Here is a 19,348-nt window from a genome sequence, read left to right as displayed (position 1 = left end):
TATCTAAGCTTCTTAAGTTAATCAATGATTATGACTGGATTGCTAGTCTCCATAGCATGGCAACACCAGTCCTGTCTAATTTATATACTCCCTCGCATAAGCCGCCATAAATATTTTCTTAAATTTCTCACCCTTTTCATTAAAATAATTCTATAGTTAGAAGTAGTTATCTGCTGTATTGAGCTAAGAATCAACGCATTATTCAACAAGGAGATACAAATGGGATATGTACAAGTTGATGCCTGTACTCGAGTTTTCGTACAGGATTGGGGTTCTGGTAAGCCAATCGTATTTATCTCTGGCTGGCCCTTCGATCACCGCTGTTATGAATACCAATTCAATCAGTTACCTAAAGAAGGTTATCGCTGTATCGGGATTGATATGAGAGGCTATGGAAAATCAGATAAGCCTTGGGGTTCTTATTCTTATGACGTGATGGCGGATGATATTTTAAAAGTTATTCGTCATCTAGACCTAGATGATGTCACTATCGCAGGTCATTCCATGGGTGGCGCAATCTGTATCAACTACTGTGCACGTCATCACAATGAGCGTGTTTCAAGAATGGTACTTATGGGTGCAGCCGCTCCTATCTGGACACAACGTCCTGATTTTCCACATGGCTTTACTGTCGATCAATGCAATGAGCTTCTTGAATTGTGTTATACCGATAGACCACAACTGTTGGAAAATTTTGGTAAGATTTTCTTCCACTCAGAAGATGCAGTCAGTCCTAAGTTTGCGGAATGGATGCAAAATATGGGTATGGACGCCTCTGGCTATGCCACTTCTGAACATATCATAGCGCTTCGGGATACCGATCAACGCAAGAACTTAGAAAAAGTAAAAGTCCCTACCGCAATTTTCCACTCTCCTCATGATAAAGTTTGCCCCTTTGGTTTAGCTGAAGCCATGCACAAAGGCATTAAAGGCTCGAAGATTATTCGCTTTGAAAAAAGTGGACATGGCTTATTTTATGACGAGTGGAAAAAATGCAACGAAGAGATGATGAAATTTATCGAAGAAAACTCTAAATAAATTTTATTATTCATTGGCTTGCTGAGGAATACTCCTTTTTAGGTATTTTATTTTCTTGGTGAGCCAATATTTTTAGAAATCCCTCACTCATTTTGAATTTTTTCAAACCAAACTGCCCCATTAATTACAAAGCCTGCTAAACTCTATATATATTTAAAAGTACAAAGTAAACCCATTTTGACCGAAAAATCCACTCTAACCCCTATGCCTAAATGAATGGAATCGAGCAAAGTAGGAGAAAAGTTTATGCCTGTTACCATAAAAACATTGCTAGAGGATTTAAATGACAATAACGAAGAAGAAAAACAGCTAAAAACATACATTGAAAATTTAAAGCTAAAAGGCACGAGAGTAATACAAACTGACCTCAATGATATAAAAGCAAACCTATCTCTAGTGAATAAAGCACTTCAACTTTATGATGATTCAAAAGAATTAAATCAAGACAGCTTAATTGGTATTTTAACAAAGACCAATCCCCAGCACGTGGATGGAATGGCAAAATTAAAGCAGTTAGAGAAATTATACGAGCTAATGCAAGGACCTAAAAAGAAGAATTTTGCAGGGATTTCTCGCAAATCCTTTTTAACGATGAATCTCAATCAATTGCAAACTTCATTTAAAATCTTTGACAATCTTCCAGATGATAAAACTCTTACTCAAAATGCTTTTGATTTAATTATCAAATCACCAGCAACTGCCAACTTATCGGACGAACAGCAGACACATCTTAGCAACACCATCAACACCATGCTAAACAGCAATATTCCTCTTTCTAGCAATGTTCCTCTCGCTTCTAGACTCTTCAAACAAAATATTCAGCGCTTTTTGGACTTAGACAAGCAATATTGGAAAGGTGCTCAAACACTATTAGATGCGTTAGCCACTCATGATGCCTTAGACTCCCGCACCTTTGATTACATCATGGATAAGAAAAATGCAAAATATCTATCCCGCAATGTAGAAGAGATTGTCAAGATTTTCGAGCACATGGAGAATTTCGGTGTCCCAATAAAAGGTAATCGACAATTTATCATGAACATAGACGCTAACTTTAAAGGAGTTAATCAGCTTTTCTCCGCTCTCAAGAACAAAGGCTTTAAACTTAATCAGGACTCATTCAAACTTCTCAGTGAATATGCCGATTACATAAAAGAGTCTCAAGTTGGGTTGCTGAGTGACTGCATGGAAATCATGCAACATAATGGTATTTCCTTTATTAAAGATGATGAAGCTAGATTTCTACAGCTTTTACAATTAACCGATGAGCAGTTACAAGGCGTCAAGGATATTTTAAGCAGTCTATCCGAGGCTGACAAAAATGAAGAGGGCTATTTAGATGCCAGAACCTTTGATTACGTCACTAAAAATGCCGGAAATCTGGAAGCCAAAGCTGGCCTAGTTGCCGATGTGTTTAAAGCGATGGGTAATGTGGGTATTCCTATTATAAAAAATAGACAACCTGTGATGAGTATGGGCATTCAAGCCGCAACCGATCCAAACGCAGAGAAAGCTTTAAAAAACTTAGCCCTCGTACTGAATCAAATCACAGCTACTCCGAACAAACCCCCATTAGATAGAGATGCCTTTGATGTACTAAGAAAAAATATATCTTCTGAGGATTATACTGAAGAACAAGCCAAAGCTCTGGGTGAATGCATCAACCTAATGAACAAGCAGGGTTTTCCCCTGACGCAAACTTTTGGAAAAGATACCTTAAAAACTCTCTTGCAGAAAAAAGCTCATTTGCCAATCTTAGTTTCTATATTAAAGGTTTTCCCGCCCGATAAGTTAGATGAGAAGAGCTTTGCTGCCATACTTAACAGTGTCGAAAATTTCGATACCAAGAACCTTGAGCATCTCACGACCTGTATTGCCGCTATGGCGCAGAATAATATTCCACTCACTCAAACACTGGGAAGAGATAAATTAGCTAAACTTTTAGCCCTTGGAGTCAACTTACCTCACGTTGCTCAGGTATTGGCTCATTTCCAAACGGCTAACGAAGGTGAATTAAATGAAAGCACCTTTGATTATATTGTCGACAATGCCGACGAATTAGAATTGGACGTGAAAGTAGAACTTAACGATAAAGAAGTGACTAAAGCAGAGCTGATAAAGCTCGTTTTTGATCAGATGAAAACACTCGATATTTCTACTGTCGGTCACCGAAAACCAATCATCAATTTGTCCGCAACACAACTTAAAACTCTATATGAGGTCTTAGCTAAAATAGAGGATAAACCCTTAGACAAAGACTTTTTAAAAGTGTTGCGCGATCCTAATAACCTTAAAGAGTTTAACCCCGATAACACTGAAAACCTGAGTTATTGCATTGCTGCGATGGCTAGGAATAACATTCCACTCACTCAAACGCTAGGAAAAAATAAACTATCGATGCTCTTAACTCTCGACACTAAAGACTTAGCGAATGTAGCCACAGTCTTAGCAGCCTTTAAAGAGAACGAATTGGATAAAGATACCTTCGATTATCTTGTTAAGAACGCAGGTGCATTAGACTTAGGTATGTCAATTGATGCTGAAACTGGTCCCTTAAATGATCCGAGTACCGAAAATATTACAAAAGCTGTACTTATTGAAATAATTTTCGCCGAGATGCGTGATCGCGATATTTCTATTCCAGACAATAGCCAAGCACTGATAAAGCTTCCTATAGCCCAACTTAACACCTTAAACAGCGTGTTGCGGCACTTAACTGGTCCATTAGACCCGGCTTCTTTTAAAGTATTACGAGATAATCTCGGCAAGTTTAATGCGGCTAATACCGCCTCTCTCAGTCAATGTATCAGCGCTATGACAGCAAATAATATTCCGCTCACTCAAATGATAGGAAAAGATAAATTAGCTGTGCTCTTAAAACTTGACGATAAAGACTTAGTTAATGTAGCTGAGCTATTGAGTTCTTTCAAAGAAGGCGAATTAGATGAGAAAACCTTTAACTATATTGTCGACAATGTAAAATCACTTGCGACCATCCATTTAGAATCAAATAAAACAAAAGCGAGCCTTATTGTCGACGTCTTTAAAGCTATGCAACAACTGGGAATTCCTACTCCCGGTAATAGACAGCCGGTGATGAAGCTCGATCCCACCCAACTTCATAATCTACACTCTGTCTTGGATAATTTATTAAATCAAGCCACCCCTTTAAAATTAAATCCAAGCTCGTTTAAAGTGCTACTTGATAATATCTCTCAATTTAACCCAGTGAATAGCAACGCTCTAAATTCAATTATCCAGACCCTCACTCAAAATGGCGTTAGCCTAGGGAAAACTATTGGCGAAGATAGATTAAAGAGCCTTGTAAAAGCAGGTAACTTAGAAGATATTGAACGGCTTTTTAAAGCGTTCAACAAGGATGACAAGTTAGATAATCGCACCGTTGATTATATTATTGACAATGCCAGCAAATTCAATAAAGACAAAGTCGACGCAATAATAAATGTGTTTGACGCAATGCGTGATCTTCAGATGAAGCTTCCCGGTAATCGACAACCTGTCATGAATCTCGCCGTACCGCAATTAAAAGCTCTCACCGATATTTTAAAAAATTTAAAAGAGGATGACCTCTCCCTCAGCAACGATGATTTTAAAGAAATACTTAATAACATTAATAAGCTTAAAACGGCCCCGGTGCCTCTAACTAATTGCTTGAAAGCGCTGATAAAAAGCGAGATCCCACTTAGCCAAAATAAAATGAATCGTCTGATGAAATTAAAAGACCCTCAATTAGCTGCAATAGAAAAGCTGCTCGGAACCTTAGCAGAGCATGATCAGCTCGATTCTCGCACCTTTGATTATATTGTTGATAATGCGGAGCAGTTGAAAGATAAGGCTGACCTACTACAAACTATTTTTGACACAATGGCTGTCAATAGCATTCCAATAGCCGGTAATCGTCAACCGTTGATGAAGTTAAATGTGAAGCAACTTGAAACCTTTAACAACTTTTTAAAAGAGAATCTTGATTTAATCAATAAACATACAATTGGTGGAATAATAAACAAGGCGAAAAATGGTACATTACACACCCAACTTGATTCTTCAAATAAACATAATTTGGGCACCGAAGTGGATGAGGATAAGGATAGCAGTTATAGTTCAAGAATGGGCCAAAGGTAGACAGCTCTGAATTCTACAGTGGCAACTTAGATTGCTCATGAGGCGGTGGCGCTGTGCTGAATAAACTCAAAATAATTAAAAACAAAAAAAGAAATAAAAAAACAAAAAAGATTAGTTTTGCGATGTAAGTTGAGGTGGATGCAGTCCTTGTATAACCATATGCTGCAACAATAGTGGCTGTTATTAAAACAACAAAAGACCATTCCAACATTTCCTGTCCTTAGGATAAGCGAATCTATCTATTTTAGAAGGATTAGAGTTATTTTGCTATCCCCGGTTCAAATAACGCTGACCCGGCTAATAACCGGGTTATTCAGACATTCATTTAATGTAGGATTTCGCCTTTGGTGATGCAGTAGCTAATCACTTGACGGGTAATGAAATCCCCTCGGGTGGCGCCATAGAGAGCTTTAAAATGATCGGCCAGCATGACTACCCAAGATGAAAGACGATAATCCATCCGTTTTTCTTCTTGATTGACCACTAATTCAAACAATCCCAAGGAATCAGTCTCTTGCTCCGTTGCATATTCCTCCATGATACGTTGAGCAGTGCTCATATCCTTATCCCTTGTGGGCCAACTTTTATTCATACACACCCCCTACTTCATGACTACGGGTAATTAAAATTCGTTACATCCAGATAAATTGGGTCAAATAAAAAAAATACAAGGCCTAGTTGTAAGCATGATCATGCCATAATTTGCATATTTTTTCAATATACTGTTTATTTTTTCAGCTTATTATCCTGGCATGACCAATTCCCTGAGACTCTTGCCAAAGGGTAATGAACAAAACCATTATAATAGGACCTACAAATAATCCAAGCAAACCAAGCGTTTCCACACCACCTAAGATACCAAACAGCACTGCGAGAAATGGTAGCTTAATCGCCCCGCCTATTAATACTGGTTTAATAAAATGATCGGCAATAAACATCACTATGGTTCCCCAAATAATGACAATAATTGCACCTACCATAGAGCCGCTAGCGAGCAAAATTAAAGCAACTATCACAAAGATAATGGGTACAACAAAAGGAATCATCGCCGCAAATGCAGTGATAAAACCCACCAATGTAGGTGCTGGAAAACCCACTAACAAATAGCACAGCCCCATCAAAATACCAACGCCTAAACCGACAACGATAGTCCCATTCACTGTCCCTCTTAAGGCGGAAGGCAGTCGGTCGGCATAACGAAACCAACGATCGCCTAAACAATATTCACCAATTTTATTGATTTGCTGAAATAATTTATCGCCATCACGGTAAAAGAAAAATAAGGTTAATAAGGTAAATCCAAGCTGAAACCCACGATGAGCTAAGTTAATTCCCACTTGCTTAATATAGTAACTAGCCGGCGTTAGTGAGAGATGTAAATCCGTGAGTAGATTGCGAATATTACCAGGGTGGCTAATATGTGTATTCCAATAATTGATTAACTCGTTGCCAAACATAGGAAATTTTTGAATCACTTCAGGTGCAGGCCCACCGACTTTGTTAATCGTCTGTAAGTAATTGATAAATAACTGTATTTCTGTTACCAAAATAGAAATTAACCAGCTTAAAGGCAATAAGATAATTAGTCCTAAAACGGTAGTAAATAATAAGGCCGCAAGATTGTCTCGATGACCAAATAATTGCCGCCAATACTTATAAAGTGGGTAGGTTGCTATCACGATAATAGCCGCCCAAATCATTGATGGAATAAATCGGTGAACGATAAATACAGCCAGAGCAACGATAGCGACAGTTAAACTGATACTGAGCAGCTCTTTGTGGTTTTCATTCATTTTACAAAACCCCAAACAAGTAATTGCATAATTAACCAAGCGGGTACTGCAGCAAAAACATCGTCCAACATGATCCCCAATCCTCCTTTTATTCGCTCATCAATATAACGGATGGGTTGTGGCTTCCAAATATCAAAAAGACGAAATAGGAGAAAACCAATGATCATCCAAATCAATCCCACCGGTGCCATTGTCATAGTCAACAAATAGCCAACGACCTCATCCCAGACTATACCGCAGTAATCCTCTTCACCCAAATCACGCGTGATCTTATTGCAGACCCAAATGCCGAGAAAAAAAGCGCCAATGACAAAGAATAAATAAATTCCTAAGGGTAGTCCCGCAAGTAATAAATACAAAGGCAGAGCCGCCAAACTCCCCCAAGTTCCGGGAGCAATCGGGATTAAGCCACTGCCAAAACCAAAGCCAACAAAATAAATTGGATCTTGCCAAACTTTTTTCGATAAATTGATAGAGTTCATTAAATATTCCTTATATAAGCTAGGCTAGGCTAAGGCCTCATAGCCCTTAGGCTAAAATGAGGAATTATCATCCCTACGACGAATTGTCATTTCCACAATTGTCATCCGATGGAATGACTCTGTCACAGGATAACAATTTAACACTCCAAGTCCGAGCAGGTAGTTATTCACCTAAAAATGGCTATACCCTTTTGGTACAAAGTTTTTCACCTTCCCATCCTTCATTTCTACCCGTAATCCCGGTTTTTCTTCAATAACACCAATCGAATAACAATTTAAGCCCGCCTCGTTAAGCACCGCCAAAAATTTCGCTTCTTTTGCAGCAGGGACAGTAAAGCATAACTCATAATCATCCCCACCCATTAGTGCAAAATAAACCGCCTGCTCTTGTTGATATTTTTTAACCAAAGGATGAATAGGAATTGTCGAAAAATAAAGATGGGCGCCCACGCCGCTGGCTTCACAAATATGGTTTAGATCTGCGCTTAATCCATCTGAGATATCAATAGCGGCTGAGGCAGATTCTTGTAAAATTTCTGCTAAGTCAACGCGAGGACAAGGACGTTGTAATTTTTGCATTAACTCTTTTTTGTCCCCTTCTTCAAGCTCATTTTTTTGGAGAAAATTCACGGCTAAAGCAGCAGCTCCCAACTCGCCACTGACATAAATTTTATCACCTGGCTTGGCACCTTTGCGGCGTACCGCTTTTCCTGCAGGAGCTAAACCATGAACCGTGAGCGTCATGCTTAAAGGTCCCTGCGTTGTATCACCGCCAATTAAAGCGATATCAAACTGGCCCAAAGCGTCATGTAAACCTTGGGAAAAACGCGCTAACCACGATTGATTCAACTCAGGTAAAGTGAGCGCCAAACTTATCCAACAAGGTTTTGCTGCCATCGCGGCAATATCACTCACATTGACCATCACTGCTTTATAAGCAATATCGTAAGCATCCCAACTGCTAAGAAAATGAACTTCTGCCACCAGCGTATCAGTACTAATCAGTAGTTCCATTCCCTCAGGGAGAGCTAAGCAGGCTGCGTCATCGCCAATCCCATAGATCACATCATCACGGTTAAGCGCAGATCTTTTGAAGTAAACATCAATTAATGAAAACTCATTCATTATTCAGGCTAATTTCGACTGCTCTGGCTTTTTTAGCCAGATTGTTCAACACACCGTTAACATAACGATGACCGTCTTGTGAACCAAATTCTTTCGTTAAAGAAACCGCTTCATCCAGTACCACACGATAAGGAATTTCCGGACAATAACATAGTTCAAACGCGCTCAGACGTAATACAGTCAGCTCAATGGGAGTTAAGCTTTGAATGGGTCGGTCGAGCAAAGGAACTAGACTTTCCTCCAAGCTATTCACCTGTTCTGGTACACCATGAAGTAAACGACAGAAATATTCTGAATCGACTTTGCTCATATCGTTTGCAACGCGAAACTGTGTTTCAATTTCATATAATTCGTGCCCTGACATCAGCCATTGATAAAGCGCTTGCAGAGCAAGCTTGCGAGCACGCCTTTTCCCCTTAATTGATTGTTTTTCCACAATTACCTCATGAAGTTCTGTCATTATTTTAATGAAAATAGTTAGCTAAAGTTTAGAGCAAAACGTCGGAAGCGATTGATATACTCAAGATACTTCAAAATACTATTTTTAGGCTAATTTAACGGTCTATTTTTCATCAGGAATTTCTGAAGTTCTATCGTCTTTCATTTGATCGATAGTCTGTCTGAAATCACTAACGTCTTTAAAACGCTTATATACTGATGCAAATCGCACATAGGCAACATGATCAAGGCGAAACAACTGTTTCATCACTAACTCGCCAACCTGTCGAGAGTCAATTTCTCGCTCACCACTGCGTCGAATTTCTTGCATTATCGTGACCATTGCTTCTTCAAGGGCATCAACGCTCACGGGTCTTTTCTCAAGGGCCCGTAGCATTCCAGCACGTAAATTATCAATATTAAAAGGCTCACGCCGTCCATCACGTTTAATGATGGACGGCATGATTAATTCAGCCGACTCAAAAGTAGTAAAACGCTCATGACACAAAAGACATTGACGCCTCCTGCGCACTTGCGCACCCTCTGCAACTAAACGCGAATCGACAACTTTTGTGTCTTCGGCATGACAAAATGGACAATGCATGATTAGAGATAAACCGGAAATTCACGACATAATTGCAATACCTGCGATTTAACCCGCTTAATGGTTGCTTCATTATTCACATCATCAAGAACATCCGCAATCCATCCCGTTAATTCGCTAATCTCTTTTTCTTTAAATCCACGTGTTGTCACGGCTGGAGTTCCTAAACGTAATCCGCTCGTTACAAAGGGCGAACGCGGATCATTAGGTACCGTATTTTTATTTACTGTGATATTCGCTCGACCCAAGGCTGCATCCGCTTCTTTCCCAGTAATATTTTTCTCAATTAAATCGACGAGAAGAAGATGATTTACTGTACCTCCAGACACAATCGGATATCCGCGGCTTATTAAAACCTCAGCCATGGTTTTAGCATTTTTTAAAACTTGCTGCTGATAAAATTTAAAATCAGGCTGTAAGGCTTCAGCAAAAGCCACTGCTTTCGCTGCAATCACGTGCATCAGAGGTCCACCCTGCATACCAGGAAACACGGAAGAGTTTAATTTTTTCTCAATCTCTTCATTGGCGCGAGCCATAATCATACCGCCTCTTGGGCCACGTAAGGTTTTATGGGTTGTCGTTGTGACCACATCCGCATAAGGAATCGGTGTGGGATAAAGATCAACAGCCACTAAACCTGCCACATGGGCAATATCCGCCATTAAATACGCGCCTACTTTATCAGCAATTGCCCTGAATCTCGGCCAATCAAGAACCTGCGAATAAGCGGAAAAGCCAGCAATAATCATTTTAGGCTTGTGGGTAACAGCCAGTTGTTCTAGCACATCGTAATCAATTAAACCGGTATTGACATCCACGCCATATTCTACTGAGCGGTATAATTTTCCAGAAAAATTCACTTTAGATCCGTGGGTAAGATGACCACCATGCGGTAAGGCCATACCTAAAACCACATCGCCTGGTACGAGAAGAGCCATCATCACGGCTGCATTCGCTTGCGAACCTGAATGGGGTTGAACATTGACATAGTCGGCTGCAAATAATTTTTTTGCGCGTTCGATAGCGAGTGACTCCGCAATATCAACGTACTCACAACCGCCGTAATAACGTTTACCTGGATAACCTTCCGCGTATTTATTGGTAAGAACTGAACCCTGCGCTTCTAAAACGCGTGGACTCGCATAATTTTCTGAAGCAATTAACTCAATATGGTCTTCTTGGCGTACACGCTCAGCTTCGATTGCTTGAGACAGTTCTTCATCAAAACCCGCAATCGTGTCATTTCGATCAAACATAGCAACCAGTCCTCAACCTATAAATAACTATACAATTATAGAATGCTCAGCTGATTGAGAGCTAGGTATAACATCAATACACTAGCTTGCTCAGTGACTGAGATATTTCTTTTTCGCAAAGAAATACCTAAGATTACCACAGTGTCACGAACTAGTCATGACCATGCGTATGAAGTTCTGCACGATGATGATGCTTACGTGGGGTAATTTTCTTAACGTAGGCAGGCATACGAGGGCTGTGCGGAGCTACATAATTGTGCCCATGATGGCGTGGTGCTCCAGGTACCATAACAGCTTGTCGCTCATGATGATGGCTATTGGGAGCCCGAGAAATTTCTTTGCCATGATCATGTTGATGAGCAGAAGAAGCCGAGTTGCTAACAACTTGCGCGACTGAATAATTATGATTAGTAATCGCCCAAGAGCTCAATGGCTGCAATAATACCAATGACAGTACAAATAAACGCTTCATAAAAACCTCTTATCGTCGAAACCTAAAAGAAAGGCACGTTTAACGTGCCTTTGCAACCAAGGTTATCACCTAGATATCCCTTATTTCTTTTTAACTTCAGCCTTTAGCTGATTATTGAAAGAAGGACGGATTTCGATAGTGGTTCCATCAGTAGTGTATTCATTATAAATACCACGGCCTCTATAGTCTTCGATATAAATATCCATACCGTGATGGCAAAAGGTATAACCATAACGATAATCATAGTGGTCTAAATGGATCACATGAGGAGTATCATAACGCGGGATGTAGAATGACTTCAGGGAAGTGCCATCTTCAAAAGTACCGTAAACCCATACACCATCAAAACTATTATTTACAATCTCTATTGCACAATATCCTGGATAGGTAGCCCCTTTTGTTAAATCGGACTTTGCCGATGGAGTGTTATTAGTTTGCGGGTAACTGTGGCTATGATCAGCATAAGCTGAAGAGAATAAACCTAAGCAGCTAGCTAAAATCAACGACTTGAACTTCATTATTATTGTCCCCTATTTAGTGGAGACCAAATGTTAACAAAGACTTTAATTTAGTCAACAGGTTTTTTTTATAATCATTGACGTGCCGAATAAATAGCTTCTTCTGTCAATAAGATATGGTATATTTAGTCACGCAATTTATCCCCCCCTTCTGAGGAAACAAATGACAAAACGCATGACTATCATGATAAGCGCCTTGGGTATCGTATTCGGGGGAATTATTGGCTTTAACCTTTTTAAAAGTTTTATGATTAAACGCTTTTTTGCAAGCTATGAGCCGCCGCCAGTAAGTGTCTCTTCAGTTACGGCAGTACAAAGGAATTGGCAACCTCATTTATCCGCTGTCGGTAATTTTGTCGCAATCAATGGAGTTGATGTTAATTCTGAAACCTCAGGCAAAATCGTTAAAATTCATTTTGAATCCGGTCAATATCTTGCGGAAGGCAGTCCTTTAATTGATATCGACGATCGTGTGGACCAAGCTACCTTAAAATTTAACCAAGCCGAACTGTCACTTAGACAACTCAATTACAAACGCCAAGCCGATTTGTTTAAACGAGGAGCTACGTCAAGCTCGGTTGTGGATGAAGCGACCGCTAGTCTTCAGCAATCACAAGCAAATGTTGAGCGTACCGAAGCAGAAATTAAGAAAAAACACATCGTTGCGCCCTTTTCTGGCCTATTGGGGATTCGCCAAGTCAATCTTGGACAATATGTTACCCCCGGACAAACAGCTATTGTAACGCTACAATCCCTCGATCCGCTCTACCTTGAATTCCATTTACCAGAGCAATTATTGAAGCGTATTCATATCAATCAAGGTATTCAATTTAGTGTAGAAGAGTTTCCCAATACTTTATTTGAAGGCAAAATCACAGCAATTAACGCTAAAGTCGATACCAATACACATAATATTCTTGTCCAAGCCACTCTACCGAATTGCCCTTTTGACAGCATTAATTCAATGCGCGAATCCAATTTAATCAAGGTAAGAAAGCAGCCTGATGGGGAAAAGAAGATCATCAGCTGCGATAGCCAATTAAATTCTGCCAATCACATAACTCGATTTGCCGTCATTCCAGGCATGTTTGCCTCCATCGCGGTGGAGCAACCTCAGATCCCTGATGTCGTCGTTTTACCCTCCACAGCGATATCCTACAGCCTTTATGGTAATTCTGTTTTTGTCATTGAAAAAAGCGGTAAGGATAAAGATGAGAAAGATATTTTAAAAGTGAAACGTGTCTTCGTGAACACCGGTGAACAGGAAGGCAACTATACGATTATTAAAAAAGGTATCAGCAACGGTCAGCAAGTGGTGAGCTCAGGTGAATTAAAATTGCAAAACGGAACGCGGGTCGTCATTAATAATAGCGTTAAGCTTGACGAGATGGTTAAACCTGCAACCTTGAGTCAGTAAGCTGTTGTTCGCATTCGATGGAAGGTTGGGCCAAGGCCCAACCTACTAATTTTTTTACCAGGATAATCATGAAATTTACAGATTTATTTATCAAACGTCCTGTTCTTGCAACCGTGGTCAGTTTGCTAATCTTTTTATTCGGTTTAAATTCAATTTTAACCATGCAAATACGCCAATACCCTCGCATGGACAATACTGTAATCACCATCACCACCAGTTACCCTGGCGCCGACGCTAATCTAATCGCAGGTTTCATCACCACTCCTCTCGAAGCAGCTGTAGCCAGTGCTGAAGGTGTGGATTATATGACTTCTTCTAGTGTTCAAGGCCTGAGTACAATTACTCTGACGATTAAATTAAACTTTGATCCGCAAGTTGCTTTCACTGATGTGATGTCTAAAGTTCAGCAAACCATTAATAAATTACCCCAAGAATCTCAACAACCTGTCATTGTTAAAAGTTCAGATACGTCAACACCTCTCATGTATATCAGTCTTGATAGCCAAGAAATGACGCCTCAACAAATTACGGATTATGCAACGCGTGTTGTACAACCCCAAATTGAAACCGTGGACGGAGTTGCAAAGGCTGAAATTCTCGGCGGCGCGACCTACTCCATGCGCATATTTCTCGATCCGATTAAAATGGCCGCAATGAATATTGCCCCCTCCGATGTATCCAATGTGTTAGCCCACAACAATTTTCTCACGGCTGCAGGAAGTACCAAAGGTGAATATGTTGCTCTCAACATGACCGCCAAAACGGATTTAAACAATGTCGAGGAATTTAGTCAGTTAATTGTGCGAGCCAATAACAATTCGATCATTCGCTTACATGATATTGCTCGAGTCGAATTAGGTTCACAAGACTACAATAATTCTGTGCGTTTTAATGGCAAAAAGGCGGTATTCATTGCTATTAGCCCCACTCCAACTGCTAACCCCTTAACCGTAATTACCAACGTCCGAAAAGTAATGCCGAGTATTGAGCACGAATTTCCGCCTTCATTAACTGGAACAATCGTTTATGATGCGACGGATTTTATTCGTGCTTCTATTGATGAAGTCATCCACACCATCGTGGAATCTGCAGTCATTGTTATTTTGGTGATCTTCTTATTTTTGGGATCATTCCGTTCGGTCATTATTCCAGTTGTAACCATTCCTTTATCGTTAATTGGGGTATGTTCGCTCATGCTCTTCTTAGGTTATTCGATTAATTTGCTAACCCTCCTCGCCTTTGTCTTGGCCATTGGCTTAGTTGTCGATGACGCGATTGTCGTGGTTGAGAATGTTCATAGGCATATCGAAGAGGGATCTACGCCCTTACAAGCAGCGCTCATTGGGGCGCGGGAAATTGCCATCCCTGTTATTGCTATGACAATTACTTTGGCTGCCGTGTATGCACCGATTGGATTTATGGGGGGGTTGACGGGTGCTTTATTCAAAGAATTTGCTTTTACTCTGGCTTGTGCAGTCATTATCTCCGGCATCATTGCCCTGACCCTCACGCCCATGATGTGTTCGAAAATTCTCTCTGCCGATATTTCCAGTGGAGGGTTAGTCCAGTTTCTTGATCAGAAATTCAATAAACTTAAAATAAAGTATCAACGAGCCTTACATAGTCTGTTAAATACTCGTGAAATCATACTGGTGCTCGCTGCCGCAGTGTTGTTGATGTTACCTTATTTATACTCTCATACACCGGAAGAAACAGCGCCAGAAGAAGATCAAGGATTTTTCTTTGTCGTCGGTCAAGCACCCCAATATGCCACAATTAATTATCTCGAAGCCTACACCAAACCCTTTGATGATATTTATAAAAGTTTTCCTGAAACTGAGCATTACTTTACCGTGAATATGAGTTCACCTATTTCGGGTATGGTATTAAAACCCTGGAATAAACGTGAGCGCACTCAATTCGCATTAAAAGGACCTCTACAACAAAAATTGGATGAAGTTGCAGGTCTTAAAACCTTTGCCGTGATTCCCCCCCCTCTCCCTGGTGGAGGCAGTGGTACACCCGTTCAGTTTGTTATCAAAACCACGAATGACTTTCAAACCTTATTTGATCTTTCAAATCAATTAATTGATAAAGCGCGAAAAAGTGGTCTTTTTGTTTATATGGATAACAGTTTGAAGTTCAATCAGCCCGAAATCGAGTTTCAAATTAATCGTTCTAAAGCTTCGGACCTCGGTTTGGATATGCAAGCCTTAGGTAGTAGTTTAACCAGTGCTTTATCTGGAAATTACATCAACTACTTCAACTTACAAGGGCGTAGTTATCAGGTCATTCCACAATTGGATAGACCCTATCGCTTGACTCCAGAGCAATTGGGGCAAATCTTTTTGCGAACTGCCTCAGGAAGTATGGTGCCTATCTCAACGGTAGTCACTCCCAAGGAAAAAATTCAACCCAACGCAGTGTCTCATTTCCAACAACTTAATTCAGCGACCATCCAAGCGGTCATGATGCCAGGCACGACATTAGGACAAGGGTTGGCCTACTTACAAGAGCAAGCAGATAAGCTACTACCGAAAGGATTTAGCTCCGATTATGGCGGCCAATCAAGGCAATTTATTCAGGAAGGTAATGCCCTTATTTTTGCATTCTTTTTAGCAATCATAGTTATTTTCTTAGTTCTTGCGGCTCAATATGAAAGTTTTAGAGATCCGTTGATCGTCCTCATTAGTGTGCCCATGTCAATTTGCGGTGCGCTTATCCCGCTTAACTTAGGCGCCGCCTCAATTAATATTTATACCCAAGTCGGTCTTATTACCTTGATCGGCTTAATTAGTAAACACGGTATTTTAATTGTGGACTTTGCCAACCAATTGCAACGAGAGAAAAAACTTGACCGCCGGGCAGCTGTAGAAGAGGCAGCGGCCATTCGCCTACGTCCTATTTTAATGACCACTGCAGCGATGGTTTTTGGGGTATTACCGCTATTAATCGCTAGCGGCGCAGGTGCTGTAAGTCGCTTCGATATAGGTTTGGTTATTTCTGCTGGACTATTAATAGGTACTGTCTTTACTCTTTTCGTAGTACCGACAATGTACACTTATCTTGCCGCTGACCATCGTCATGATCATGATAACGATGAGCAAAACAAAGACCAGCCCAGCAAAGACGAGTCTTTCGTTAAAAAACTAGAAACAGAACATGGCTTGGAATTTTGAATGTTTTGTCCCACAACCAGGTTATGTTAAAATTCGCGACTTTCCTTAGCACAGGTTATACCCATGGATAAGACTTATTCCCCACATGATATTGAGCAAGCATGTTATGAAAAATGGGAAAGCCACCATTATTTTGCTCCACGAGGCGAAGGCAAAAGCTATTGTATTATGCTGCCCCCACCCAATGTTACCGGTAGTTTGCATATGGGTCATGGATTCCAACATACACTTATGGATGCCTTGACACGCTATCATCGCATGCAGGGATTCAGAACCCTTTGGCAACCTGGAACCGATCATGCGGGCATTTCAACCCAGCTTGTGGTTGAACGTCAATTAGATAACGAGGGCTTATCTCGTAAAAACATGACACGTGAAGAATTTCTTGAGCGCGTATGGCAATGGAAGGAAGAATCAGGGAATACCATTACCAGTCAAATGCGCCGCATCGGTTCTTCGGTGGATTGGTCAAGAGAACGATTTACCATGGACGAGGGTTTATCAGCCGCGGTCCAAAAAGTGTTCGTGCAGCTCTATGAAGAAGGGTTAATCTATCGTGGCACGCGTCTAGTGAATTGGGATCCCAAATTAGGCACCGCGGTCTCCGATCTTGAAGTTATTTCCGAAGAAGAAGATGGTTTTTTATGGCATATTCGCTACCCTATCGTTGATTCTGAAGAGTCAATCACAATCGCCACTACTCGCCCCGAAACCCTACTCGGTGATACAGCCGTTGCCGTTCATCCCGATGATCCGCGCTATCAACATCTGATTGGACAATATATCCAACTTCCATTATGCAATAGAACCATTCCAATTATTGCGGATGACTATGTTGACCAAGAATTTGGCAGTGGTTGCGTAAAAATCACTCCTGCCCATGATTTTAATGATCATGAAGTTGGCAAACGTCATGACTTACCATTGATTAATATCTTGACGAAAAAAGGGACTATTAATAAAAATGCTCCAGTGGATTATCAAGGAATGGATCGTTTTGTTGCGCGAGAACAAATCGTACAAGATTTAGAAAAAGCCGGTTTATTAGTCAAAATACTACCGCATAAATTGAAAGTGCCTCGTGGTGAAAAATCCAACGTCATTATTGAGCCTTTACTCACTGATCAATGGTATGTCAAAACAAAACCTCTTGCTGAACCTGCTATTGAAGCGGTGCAAAAAGGTGAGATTCGTTTTATCCCCGAGAATTGGTCTAAGACTTATTTTCAGTGGATGGAGAATATTGAAGATTGGTGCATTAGTAGACAATTATGGTGGGGACATCGTATACCAGCTTGGTATGATAATCATGGCCATGTCTATGTCGGATACAGCGAAAATGATATTCGCTTTAAAAATAAACTGGATGATTCAGTCACTTTAAAACAAGATGAAGACGTACTCGACACTTGGTTTTCTTCAGCGCTTTGGCCTTTTTCTACCTTGGGTTGGCCGGAGCGAACCCCTGAACTAGAGCAATTTTACCCTACTTCAGTCTTAGTCACTGGTTTTGACATCATATTCTTCTGGGTGGCACGTATGATTATGATGGGCCTCAAATTTACCGGTAAAATCCCCTTCAAAGAGGTAATGATCACCGGTCTTATCCGCGACAGTGAAGGTCAAAAGATGTCAAAATCGAAAGGAAATGTCCTTGATCCGATAGACATTATTGATGGAATTGATATTGAGCATTTAGTCGAAAAACGCACAGCTAATCTCATGCTTCCTTCGGTTCGCGATCGAATAACCAAAGCAACTCGCAAGGAATTCCCAGACGGTATTCCCGCTTTTGGTACTGATGCGCTACGATTTACCTTCTGTTCTTTAGCATCCACAGGCCGCAATGTTCGTTTTGATATCGCTCGTGTAGAAGGCTATCGCAATTTCTGTAATAAATTATGGAATGCATCGCGTTATGTCTTGCTGAACACCGATGAGGAACAGATTGATTTCGGCGACGGCGCGTTTCAATACAGCCCAGCCGATCAATGGATCTTTTCACGCTTACAACATACTATCGCTCAATGCCATCATTATTTTGAAACCTATCGTTTCGATTTATTAGCGAATACGCTTTACGAATTCGTCTGGCATGAATACTGTGATTGGTATCTTGAGTTATCAAAACCAGTTCTTTATGACACTCAGGCTTTGGGCGCGATGAAAAGAGGAACGCGTCGCACCTTAATTCATGTATTGGATCAAATTCTCAAACTTTTGCATCCAATCATGCCTTTTATCACGGAAGAAATCTGGCAGCGTACCAACAAATTAACCAGTCAAAACGGCGAAAGCATCATGCTGAGTGCCTATCCGCAAGTGAATGAAGAATTCATCAACCCTGAGGTTGAAGAGGAATTAACTTGGTTAAAAACAGTGATTCAATCGATTCGTACTATTCGTAGTGAAATGACTATCTCACCTGCTAAATTAATTCCTTTGCTGTTGAGAAATATCACCCCACCGATAAAAGAGCGGATTGATAAATATCAAAATATCTTAATCGCTTTGAGTAAATTAACTCATATCCATTGCATGAGTGAGCAAGAGCCTAAGCCTGTATCGGCTTCTGCTGTGGTAGGCGAACTGGAATTGCTTATTCCTATGGCAGGTTTAATCGATAAAGAGGCCGAGGTATCTCGCCTTAATAAAGAAATCGCTAAACTTGATAAAGACATTGCTCTTGCCGAAGGTAAACTTAACAATCCTAAATTTACCGATAAAGCACCAGCGGAAATTATCACCAAAGAACAGGAAAAGCTTAGTCAAGCAAAGCTCACGAAGGAAAAGCTGTTGCAGAATAAAAAGACTATTGAGACGCTTTAAAGCGAATCACCGAGATTTGACTGCTCAGGAATTAACTCTAACTAAGTTAGCAAC

At 40.5% G+C, this 19,348-nt stretch carries 15 protein-coding genes; 5 read left to right on the top strand and 10 right to left on the bottom strand.

Annotation, left to right across the window (positions count from 1 at the left end):
* Positions 1-219: 219 nt before the first annotated feature.
* Together Ldro_RS06775 and Ldro_RS06770 are read left to right on the top strand one after the other, a co-directional pair.
* Positions 220-1,038: an alpha/beta fold hydrolase gene (locus Ldro_RS06775; RefSeq protein ID WP_058495641.1), complete on the top strand. Its 819-nt coding sequence runs from the start codon at positions 220-222 to the stop codon at positions 1,036-1,038.
* A gap of 246 nt (positions 1,039-1,284) precedes the next feature.
* Positions 1,285-5,181, top strand: coding sequence for a hypothetical protein (locus tag Ldro_RS06770; RefSeq protein WP_058495640.1), 3,897 nt, complete (start codon positions 1,285-1,287; stop codon positions 5,179-5,181).
* A 13-nt stretch (positions 5,182-5,194) separates the two neighbouring features.
* Here the strand turns inward: Ldro_RS06770 and Ldro_RS16990 are convergent, their stop codons facing one another.
* From Ldro_RS16990 to Ldro_RS06720, 10 genes are all read right to left on the bottom strand, one after another.
* Positions 5,195-5,392: a DUF1328 family protein gene (locus Ldro_RS16990; protein WP_058495639.1), complete on the bottom strand. Its 198-nt coding sequence runs from the start codon at positions 5,390-5,392 to the stop codon at positions 5,195-5,197.
* Between the two features lie 114 nt (positions 5,393-5,506).
* Positions 5,507-5,773: a hypothetical protein gene (locus Ldro_RS06760; RefSeq protein ID WP_058495638.1), complete on the bottom strand. Its 267-nt coding sequence runs from the start codon at positions 5,771-5,773 to the stop codon at positions 5,507-5,509.
* 142 nt (positions 5,774-5,915) lie between these two features.
* The gene (locus Ldro_RS06755; protein WP_058495637.1) at positions 5,916-6,974 is read right to left on the bottom strand and encodes an AI-2E family transporter; all 1,059 of its coding nucleotides are present in this window, start codon (positions 6,972-6,974) and stop codon (positions 5,916-5,918) included.
* Positions 6,971-7,456 carry a phosphatidylglycerophosphatase A family protein gene (locus Ldro_RS06750; RefSeq protein WP_058495636.1) on the bottom strand — a complete coding sequence of 162 codons (486 nt, stop codon included), beginning with the start codon at positions 7,454-7,456 and terminating at the stop codon, positions 6,971-6,973. Before Ldro_RS06750 ends, Ldro_RS06755 begins: the two co-directional genes overlap by 4 nt.
* 171 nt (positions 7,457-7,627) lie before the next feature.
* On the bottom strand, positions 7,628-8,581 hold the full coding sequence (gene thiL, locus Ldro_RS06745) for a thiamine-phosphate kinase (protein ID WP_058495635.1): 954 nt from the start codon (positions 8,579-8,581) through the stop codon (positions 7,628-7,630).
* Positions 8,574-9,017 carry a transcription antitermination factor NusB gene (nusB, locus tag Ldro_RS06740; protein ID WP_058495634.1) on the bottom strand — a complete coding sequence of 148 codons (444 nt, stop codon included), beginning with the start codon at positions 9,015-9,017 and terminating at the stop codon, positions 8,574-8,576. The genes thiL and nusB overlap by 8 nt, the downstream gene beginning before the upstream one ends.
* 126 nt (positions 9,018-9,143) lie before the next feature.
* The gene (gene nrdR, locus Ldro_RS06735) at positions 9,144-9,623 is read right to left on the bottom strand and encodes a transcriptional regulator NrdR (RefSeq protein WP_058495633.1); all 480 of its coding nucleotides are present in this window, start codon (positions 9,621-9,623) and stop codon (positions 9,144-9,146) included.
* A gap of 2 nt (positions 9,624-9,625) precedes the next feature.
* Complete coding sequence (gene glyA, locus Ldro_RS06730; RefSeq protein WP_058495632.1) at positions 9,626-10,879, bottom strand: serine hydroxymethyltransferase; 1,254 nt, start codon at positions 10,877-10,879, stop codon at positions 9,626-9,628.
* Between the two features lie 151 nt (positions 10,880-11,030).
* Complete coding sequence (locus Ldro_RS06725; RefSeq protein ID WP_058495631.1) at positions 11,031-11,351, bottom strand: hypothetical protein; 321 nt, start codon at positions 11,349-11,351, stop codon at positions 11,031-11,033.
* Positions 11,352-11,431: 80 nt separating this feature from the next.
* On the bottom strand, positions 11,432-11,869 hold the full coding sequence (locus tag Ldro_RS06720) for a hypothetical protein (RefSeq protein WP_058495630.1): 438 nt from the start codon (positions 11,867-11,869) through the stop codon (positions 11,432-11,434).
* A gap of 163 nt (positions 11,870-12,032) precedes the next feature.
* Here Ldro_RS06720 and Ldro_RS06715 point away from each other — a divergent pair, with 163 nt between their 5' ends.
* The 3 genes from Ldro_RS06715 (at position 12,033) to Ldro_RS06705 (ending at position 19,294) form a co-directional block, all read left to right on the top strand.
* Positions 12,033-13,286 carry an efflux RND transporter periplasmic adaptor subunit gene (locus Ldro_RS06715; protein WP_058495629.1) on the top strand — a complete coding sequence of 418 codons (1,254 nt, stop codon included), beginning with the start codon at positions 12,033-12,035 and terminating at the stop codon, positions 13,284-13,286.
* A 68-nt stretch (positions 13,287-13,354) separates the two neighbouring features.
* Positions 13,355-16,465: an efflux RND transporter permease subunit gene (locus Ldro_RS06710; protein ID WP_058495628.1), complete on the top strand. Its 3,111-nt coding sequence runs from the start codon at positions 13,355-13,357 to the stop codon at positions 16,463-16,465.
* 63 nt (positions 16,466-16,528) lie between these two features.
* On the top strand, positions 16,529-19,294 hold the full coding sequence (locus Ldro_RS06705) for a valine--tRNA ligase (RefSeq protein WP_058495627.1): 2,766 nt from the start codon (positions 16,529-16,531) through the stop codon (positions 19,292-19,294).
* Positions 19,295-19,348: the final 54 nt, after the last annotated feature.

Origin of the sequence: Legionella drozanskii LLAP-1, from assembly GCF_001467585.1 — a bacterium.
GTDB lineage: Bacteria > Pseudomonadota > Gammaproteobacteria > Legionellales > Legionellaceae > Tatlockia > Tatlockia drozanskii.
This window is presented reverse-complemented; position numbering and strand designations above follow the sequence as displayed.